This window comes from Pseudomonas sp. P5_B3, from assembly GCF_056400405.1.
The window spans coordinates 1-8,929 of sequence record NZ_JBFULI010000097.1; the positions used below are offsets into that span (position 1 = coordinate 1).

5 protein-coding genes and 1 pseudogene are annotated in these 8,929 nt (G+C 60.5%); 4 read left to right on the forward strand and 2 right to left on the reverse strand.

Annotation, left to right across the window (positions count from 1 at the left end; genetic code table 11):
* The 3 genes and pseudogenes from AC1DRN_RS29295 to AC1DRN_RS29305 form a co-directional block, all read left to right on the forward strand.
* Window positions 1-214 (forward strand): annotated as a pseudogene (locus tag AC1DRN_RS29295) (transposase); the annotation flags it as partial.
* Between the two features lie 841 nt (window positions 215-1,055).
* A complete protein-coding gene (locus AC1DRN_RS29300) occupies window positions 1,056-2,108 on the forward strand; it encodes a WD40/YVTN/BNR-like repeat-containing protein (protein WP_223463807.1) in 1,053 nt (350 codons plus the stop codon).
* A 43-nt stretch (window positions 2,109-2,151) separates the two neighbouring features.
* A complete protein-coding gene (locus AC1DRN_RS29305) occupies window positions 2,152-4,536 on the forward strand; it encodes an efflux RND transporter permease subunit (RefSeq protein ID WP_477786893.1) in 2,385 nt (794 codons plus the stop codon).
* 177 nt (window positions 4,537-4,713) lie between these two features.
* On the opposite strand, the gene AC1DRN_RS29310 is transcribed toward AC1DRN_RS29305, so the two are convergent.
* On the reverse strand, window positions 4,714-5,433 hold the full coding sequence (locus tag AC1DRN_RS29310; RefSeq protein WP_158273935.1) for a FadR/GntR family transcriptional regulator: 720 nt from the start codon (window positions 5,431-5,433) through the stop codon (window positions 4,714-4,716).
* Window positions 5,434-5,621: 188 nt separating this feature from the next.
* Window positions 5,622-7,358, reverse strand: a complete 1,737-nt coding sequence (locus AC1DRN_RS29315) for an IlvD/Edd family dehydratase (RefSeq protein ID WP_223463805.1) — start codon at window positions 7,356-7,358, stop codon at window positions 5,622-5,624.
* Window positions 7,359-7,552: 194 nt separating this feature from the next.
* Between AC1DRN_RS29315 and AC1DRN_RS29320 the strand changes: the two genes are divergently transcribed.
* Entirely contained in the window at window positions 7,553-8,860 is a 1,308-nt protein-coding gene (locus tag AC1DRN_RS29320; protein ID WP_223463804.1) for an MFS transporter, read from the forward strand.
* The last annotated feature ends 69 nt before the right edge of the window (window positions 8,861-8,929 follow it).

The following is an 8,929-nucleotide window of genomic DNA, read 5'->3' on the forward strand; positions in this document are numbered from 1 at the left end:
CACCGTCAGCGCCGGGCAGATCGCCGAGTTATACCGTCGTCGCTGGAGTATCGAAGGGATGTTCCAGCGCCTGGAGTCGGTGCTGGACAGTGAAATCGAAAGCCTTGGCGCTCCGCGGGCGGCGTTGCTGGGATTTGCTTCAGCGATCCTGGCCTACAACGTCCTGGCAGTGCTCAAGCGCAGTGTGGAACAGGCTCATCGCGAGACATTGCCCTCCGGTCGGCTTCGCTTCGACCTACATGCAATGAGTTCGACTGCGTCGAACGGCGCTGCGCGCCAATCCCCGGATGAACACCTCCACTCAGCCTGATGAGTGGTGAGAAGCGTCTGTGTACGCCGATCTGCCTTTGCTTTTCTGTGGGAGCGAGCTTGCTCGCGATAGCGGCTTGCCAGTCGACCAGATACCTCCCAGACGAACGAACCCAACAACCAGGCCGGCCGGTAGGCCGCCTCGGACGCTGTTGCGGTACACGCCCCCTCGTGAGGCCGAGAGGAGGTTCTGCGCAGTGGGCAACCCGGCATGGATGCCGGGTTAGCCGCCGCCGGCCATGGATGGCCGATGGCGGCGGGCCCACGGAGCAGGACCGGAGCGAGGGCATGCCGAGCCACGGCGAGGCACCGAATGTCAGGGGCAAGAGCGTTTGGTTACTTTGCGCTTTTCAAAGTGACCCGCTGTAAGAGCGGAACCGCCAGAGGCCGTTACCGCAGAAACGGATATGTACACTCAAAAAACAATCATCGCCTGACACAAAGCCATCGCGAGCAAGCTCGCTCCCACAGGTGGTCGTGACCGCAGCAATGGATATGTACACCAATCACCAATCACCCCACCTGATACCCACCATTCAGAACACCCCCCCATCCCCCCCGGTTAACAAAACATAACGTGGCGTCGATTGTCAGACATTAAAAAACACCGATAGGATAAGCCAGCTTCCGAAGGGGCTCTGGATTGCGGGTTTCAGGACTATGCTCTGAAACAGCCGGTCCAGACACGCACCCTTGCGGCGCCCAGAAAGGTTGAACGACCTAACAATAATAATGGGAGAAGGTCTATGAGTGAGCCTGTCATGGGTGTGGGTATCTGCCGCCCGCCGGCACTGCGCAAATTCGCGTTGCTGGCTACAGCGCTCTCGCTGTTGGGCTCTGCCATGCTGTCGGCACCTGCGCTGGCCGCAGCGGCGTCAGCATCCGACGTTGTTTATTCCATTGAATCCGCCAAGGCTGCCAAAAGCCTGATGCTCGATGTCGTCCACGCCGGCAAGCGCCTGGTGGCGGTCGGGGATCGTGGGCACATCCTGTATTCCGATGACCAGGGCGCGAACTGGACCCAGGCCAAGGTTCCGACCCGGGCCCTGCTGACGTCGGTGTTCTTTGTCGATGACAAGCACGGCTGGGCCGTCGGTCATGACGCGCAGATCCTCGCCAGCGAGGACGGCGGCGCGACCTGGACCAGGCAATTCGAAGATCTGAAACGCGAATCGCCGCTGCTCGATGTCTGGTTCAAGGACGTCAACAGCGGCTTTGCCGTGGGCGCTTACGGCTCGCTGATGGAAACCACCGACGGTGGCAAGCATTGGGAAGACGCCAGCGACCGCCTGGACAATGAAGACCAGTACCACCTGAACGCGATTGCCGCGGTCAAGGACGCCGGGCTGTTCATCGTCGGCGAGCAGGGCAGCATGTTCCGCTCCGCGGACTGGGGCCAGACCTGGGAAAAACTCGAAGGTCCGTACGAAGGCTCGCTGTTTGGCGTGATCGGTACGGCGCAGCCTAATACGCTGCTGGCCTACGGCTTGCGTGGCAACCTCTATCGCTCCACGGACTTCGGCACCACCTGGGAGCAAGTCGAGCTCAAGGCTGAACGCGGTGACCTGGAGTTCGGGCTGTCCGGCGGCACGCTGCTCGACGATGGTTCCATCGTGATCGTCGGCAACGGCGGCTCGGTGATTCGCAGCAGCGACGATGGCGAAACCTTCAAGGTGGTCAATCGTGCGGACCGTATTTCCGTCTCGGCAGTGACTGTGGCAGGCAATGGCAATCTGGTTCTGGCCGGGCAGGGCGGCGTTCGCGTCACTTCGCCTGACGGCACTGAGCTTGGCAAATAAAAAGCGGGCAAATGAGCCGGGTTAATAACAAGAAGGCGGAGCTATGACTTCCTTGAGTACTCATCACCAGGACAAGGCGACGTTCCTCGAGCGCCTGATCTTCAACAACCGCCCGGCAGTGATCACGATCTGCCTGCTGGTCAGTATTTTCCTGTTCTGGCAGGCGACGCTGATCCGTCCGTCCACCAGCTTCGAAAAAATGATCCCGCTGGAGCATCCCTTCATCCAGAAGATGATGGAGCACCGCAACGATCTGGCGAACCTGGGCAACACCGTGCGGATCTCGGTGGAAGCCACCAATGGCGACATCTTCTCCAAGGAGTACATGGAGACCCTGCGTCAGATCAACGATGAGGTGTTCTACATCTCCGGTGTCGACCGTTCCGGCCTCAAGTCGCTGTGGAGCCCGAGCGTACGCTGGACCGAAGTGACGGAAGAGGGCTTCGCTGGCGGTGAGGTGATCCCGCAGAGCTACAATGGCTCCCAAGCCAGCCTCGATTTGCTGCGCAACAACGTGCTCAAGTCCGGCCAGGTCGGGCGCCTGGTGTCCAACGATTTCAAGTCGAGCATCGTCGACATTCCGTTGCTGGAGTCCTTCCCGGACCCGCAGGACCAGGGCAAGTTGCTGGCGCTGGACTACCGCCAGTTCTCCCACGAGCTTGAAGACAAGATCCGCACCAAGTTCGAAGTACAGAACCCGAATGTGAAGATCCACATCGTCGGTTTCGCCAAGAAAGTCGGTGACCTGATCGATGGCCTGGTGATGGTGGTGATGTTCTTCGGTGTCGCCTTCGTCATCACCCTGATCCTCTTGCTGTGGTTCACCAACTGCCTGCGCAGTACCGTCGCGGTGTTGAGCACGACATTGGTGGCAGTGGTCTGGCAACTGGGGTTGATGCACTTCTTCGGCTTCGGGCTCGATCCTTACTCGATGCTGGTACCGTTCCTGATCTTCGCCATCGGTATTTCCCACGGCGTACAGAAAATCAACGGGATCGCCCTGCAATCGAGTGAGGCGGACAACGCCCTGACGGCGGCGCGTCGTACTTTCCGTCAGTTGTTCCTGCCGGGGATGATCGCAATCCTCGCCGATGCCGTGGGTTTCATCACGCTGCTGATCATCGATATCGGCGTGATCCGTGAACTGGCGATCGGCGCATCCATCGGTGTGGCGGTAATCGTGTTCACCAACCTGATCCTGCTGCCGGTGGCGATTTCCTATGTCGGCATCAGCAAGCGTGCGGTCGAACGCAGCAAAAAGGACGCGCATCGCGAACATCCGTTCTGGCGCCTGCTGGCGAATTTCGCCAGCGCCAAAGTCGCACCGGTGTCCATTCTGCTGGCGCTGATCGCCTTTGGCGGCGGTCTCTGGTACAGCCAGAACCTGAAAATCGGCGACCTCGACCAGGGTGCCCCGGAGTTGCGTCCGGACTCGCGCTACAACAAGGACAACAACTTCATCATCAATAACTACTCGACCAGTTCCGATGTGCTGGTGGTGATGGTCAAGACCAAGGCTGAAGGCTGCTCGCGCTACGAAGCCATGGCGCCGATCGACGAGCTGATGTGGAAGATGCAGAACACCGAAGGCGTGCAATCGGCGATTTCCCTGGTGACTGTGTCCAAGCAAATGATCAAGGGCATGAACGAAGGCRACCTGAAATGGGAAACCCTGTCGCGTAACCCTGATGTGCTGAACAACTCCATCGCCCGCGCTGACGGCCTGTACAACAACAGCTGTTCCCTGGCGCCAGTGTTGGTGTTCCTCAACGATCACAAGGCCGAAACCCTGGATCGTGCGGTGCATGCGGTGCAGGCGTTCGCCAAGGAAAACAACAAGGAAGGCCTGGAGTTCATCCTCGCTGCCGGTAACGCCGGGATCGAGGCGGCCACCAACGAGGTGATCAAGAAGTCCGAGCTGACCATCCTGATCCTGGTGTACATCTGCGTCGCGGTCATGTGCATGATCACCTTCCGTTCGTGGGCGGCGACCTTGTGCATCGTGCTGCCGCTGGTGCTGACGTCGGTACTCGGCAACGCCCTGATGGCCTTCATGGGCATCGGCGTGAAAGTGGCGACCCTGCCGGTCGTGGCGCTCGGGGTGGGGATCGGCGTGGACTACGGCATCTACATCTACAGCCGCCTGGAAAGCTTCCTGCGTGCCGGCCTGCCGCTGCAAGAAGCGTACTACCAGACGCTGAAGTCCACCGGTAAGGCGGTGCTGTTCACCGGTCTGTGCCTGGCCATCGGCGTGTGCACCTGGATCTTCTCGGCCATCAAATTCCAGGCCGACATGGGTCTGATGCTGACCTTCATGCTGTTGTGGAACATGTTCGGTGCGCTGTGGCTGTTGCCGGCACTGGCGCGGTTCCTGATCAAGCCGGAGAAACTGGCGGGGCAGAAGGGCAACTCGTTGTTCGCCCACTGATCGATCTCTGGAACAAAAAAGCCGCAACCTCAAGGTTGCGGCTTTTTTTGCTCGCTGGCTTTACATAAGTACCTGTGGGAGCGAGCTTGCTCGCGATRGCGGTTGAACATTCGATACTTGCATTGACTGATACACCGCYATCGCGAGCAAGCTCGCTCCCACAGGGTTCTTTGGTCGTTATGAAGGATCGCTACCCAGCACCACATTCAATGCACTGCGCGCATCGTCCAGTTGCACCAGCGTCGCATGCCGCGCACCTAATGCATCACGATTCTCGATGGCGGTCAGGATTGCCTTGTGCCGTGGCAGCGCCAGTTCATGCAGGTTCGGCCGCTGGTTCGAATGTTTCAAGGCTTCGGCGATGGCCACCGAGAGCATGTTGCACAGGTTGGCCAGCAAGTCGTTGTGCGTGGCATCGGCAATGCGACTGTGGAAGTCCAGGTCAGGCTGCAACAGCGCCTCCGGCGTCGGTGCGGCTTCCATGCGCTGGTAGGCTTCACCGATGGACGCGATGTCTGCATCCGTGGCGAATTGCGCGGCGAGGGCGGCAGCAGCCGGTTCGATGATGCTGCGCACACTGGTCAGCAGGTCGAAAAACTGATTCTGCGGGCTGCTTTGCATCAACCAGTGCAGCACGTCCGGATCGAGCATGTGCCAGTCCTTGCGCGGCTTGACCACGGTGCCGACCCGCGGACGGGAATACACCAGGCCTTTGGCAACCAGGACCCGGGTGGCTTCACGCAGCACCGGCCGGCTGACCGCATATTCTTCGCACAACAGCGCTTCGGCGGGCAGTTTGTCGTCCGGCAGGAACCGTCCCGAGACGATCTGCATGCCCAGTTCCTGGACGATGCGCGAGTGCATGCTTTTGCGGTCGGAGGGTTTGCGGTAATCCATGGGGAGCGGCGCGGTCCTGTGCGAATAGGTGTCGCGCATGATAGCAGGCGCGGTACAAACTTGAGGTGGATACACAAACCAAATGTGGGAGCTAGCCCTGCTGGCGATAGCGGAGTGTCAGTCAACATTAATATCAACTGATAGGCCGAAATCGCTAGCAGGCTAGCTCCCACAGGGGATTTGTGTTGTCAGTGAGAGTGGCGCGGCACTTCAGCCCCGCGACAACCCACCAGGAAGTCGAAGTCGCAACCCTGGTCCGCTTGCAGCACGTGGTCGATGTACAGCTGGCGATAGCCACCGACGATCAGGTTCTGCGGCGGTTGCAGATCAGCCATGCGCGCGGCCAGTTCGGCATCCGGAATATCCAGGTGCAAACGGCCGCTGGCGCAATCGAGTTCGATCCAGTCGCCTTCCTTCACTGCGGCCAGCGGGCCGCCGGCCGCGGCTTCCGGGGCGACGTGCAGGACAACCGTGCCATACGCAGTGCCACTCATGCGCGCATCGGAAATACGCACCATGTCGGTCACACCCTGGGCCAGCAGCTTGGCCGGCAGGCCCATGTTGCCCACTTCGGCCATGCCCGGATAACCCTTCGGCCCGCAGTTCTTCATCACCAGGATCGAGTCGGCATCCACGTCCAGTTCCGGATCGTTGATCCGTGCCTTGTACATGTCAAAGTTCTCGAACACCACCGCGCGACCGCGATGCTGCATCAGTTCGGGCGTGGCGGCGGACGGCTTGAGCACAGCGCCCAGCGGTGCCAGGTTGCCGCGCAATACACAGATGCCGCCGTCGGCGCGGATCGGGTTGTCGAGGGTGCGGATCACTTCGTCCTCGCCATAGATCGGCGCGTCCCTGGTGTTCTCGCCGATGGACTTGCCGTTGACGGTCAGGGCATGCGGGTTCGGGATCAGGTCGGCTTCACCGAGGCGACGCAGCACCGCCGGCAAGCCACCGGCGTAATAGAACTCTTCCATCAGGAAGCGCCCGGACGGTTGCAGGTCGACGATGGTCGGCATGCCGCGACCGATACGGGTCCAGTCATCCAGGTCCAGTTCCACGCCAATGCGCCCGGCAATGGCCTTCAGGTGGATCACTGCGTTGGTTGAACCGCCGATGGCGGCATTGACGCGAATGGCGTTCTCGAAGGCCTCTTTGGTCAGGATCTTCGACAGCTTCAAGTCTTCGCGCACCATCTCCACGGCCCGCATGCCGGACATGTGCGCCAACACGTAACGGCGCGCATCCACCGCCGGGATCGCTGCGTTGTGGGGCAGGGATGTACCGAGCGCTTCGGCCATGCAGGCCATGGTCGAGGCGGTGCCCATGGTGTTGCAGGTACCGGCCGAGCGGGACATGCCGCCCTCGGCCGCGAGGAAATCGTCAATGCTGATGGTGCCGGCCTTGACCTGTTCGCTGAGCTGCCAGACCACGGTGCCGGAGCCGATGTCCTTGCCCTTGTGCTTGCCGTTGAGCATCGGCCCGCCGGTGACCACGATGGCCGGCACGTCGCAACTGGCGGCGCCCATCAGCAAGGCCGGGGTGGTCTTGTCGCAACCGGTCAGCAGCACCACGCCATCGATCGGGTTGCCGCGAATGGCTTCTTCGACATCCATGCTCGCCAGGTTGCGGGTGAGCATGGCGGTCGGGCGCAGGTTCGATTCGCCGTTGGAGAACACCGGAAACTCCACCGGGAAGCCGCCGGCCTCGATCACCCCGCGTTTGACGTGCTCGGCAATCTGGCGGAAATGCGCGTTGCACGGGGTCAGTTCCGACCAGGTGTTGCAGATGCCGATGATCGGCTTGCCATGGAACTGGTGGTCGGCGATGCCCTGATTCTTCATCCAGCTGCGGTACATGAAACCGTTCTTGTCGGCGGTGCCAAACCATTGGGCGGAGCGCAGGGTGGGTTTCTTATCAGACATGAGCGATTCTCTTATTGTATGACTATATTGTTCGAGCTGAGGCGTAACATAAGCGCAAATTCCGCGCTTTGGAAGTGTTGTTGAGTAAATAGTATTACTATATAGTCCGCTCAAACGGAGGGATGGCCCTGGCGAATTTTTCGCGAGAGGCGTCCCCCGAGGTTCCATAACAACAACAATCGGAGACCGATCTCATGAGCCAGGAACTGCGGCTTATCCGTCGCATCACGCTGAAACTGATTCCCTTCCTGATCCTGCTGTACCTGATCGCCTATGTGGACCGCTCCGCGGTGGGCTTCGCCAAATTGCACATGGGCGCGGACATCGGCCTGGGCGATGCTGCCTACGGTCTTGGCGCCGGGCTGTTCTTCATCGGCTACTTCCTGCTGGAAATCCCCAGCAACCTGATGCTCGACCGCTTCGGCGCACGGCGCTGGTTCGCGCGGATCATGGTCACCTGGGGTGCCATCACCATCGGCATGGCCTTTGTCCAGGGGCCGAACAGCTTCTATGTGATGCGCTTTTTGCTCGGCGCCGCCGAAGCCGGGTTCTTCCCGGGCGTTCTGTACTACATCACCCAATGGTTCCCGGTGCGCCATCGCGGCAAGATCCTCGGGCTGTTCATCCTGTCGCAACCCATTGCGATGATGATCACCGGCCCGGTGTCCGGTGGCTTGCTGGGCATGGACGGCGTGTTGGGGCTGCACGGCTGGCAGTGGCTGTTCATCGTCATCGGCACCCCGGCGATTCTGTTGACCTGGCCGGTGCTGCGTTACCTGCCCGACGGCCCGCAACAAGTGAAGTGGATGGACCAGGCAGAAAAGGACTGGCTGAGCACCGAACTGAAAAAGGATCTGGACGCGTACGGCCAGACCCGCCATGGCAATCCACTGCACGCCCTCAAGGACAAACGCGTCCTGTTGCTGGCGCTGTTCTACCTGCCGGTGACCCTGAGTATCTATGGCCTGGGTTTGTGGCTACCGACCTTGATCAAGCAATTCGGTGGCAGCGACCTGGTGACCGGTTTCGTTTCCGCGGTGCCGTACATCTTCGGGATCGTCGGCCTGCTGATCATTCCGCGCAGTTCCGACCGTTTGAACGACCGCTACGGCCACCTCGCCGTGCTTTACGTACTGGGTGCGATTGGCCTGTTCCTCAGCGCCTGGCTGGCGGTGCCGGTGCTGCAACTGGCGGCGCTGTGCCTGGTGGCGTTCGCACTGTTTTCCTGCACCGCGGTGTTCTGGACCCTGCCGGGTCGATTCTTTGCCGGCGCCAGTGCGGCGGCGGGGATCGCCTTGATCAACTCGGTGGGTAACCTCGGGGGTTACCTCGGTCCATTCGTGATCGGCGCGTTGAAGGAGTACACCGGCAATCTTGCGTCCGGCCTGTATTTCCTCTCCGGGGTGATGGTGTTCGGGCTGATTCTGACTGGCGTCGTCTATCGCCTGCTGGAGCGCAAACACGTCCTGCCAGTCGATCAATTTGCAGCAAGTGCACGCTAATGCAATGTAGGAGTGAGCCTGCTCGCGATAGCGTCGGCACATCCAATGTTGTCGGCGACTGATACATCG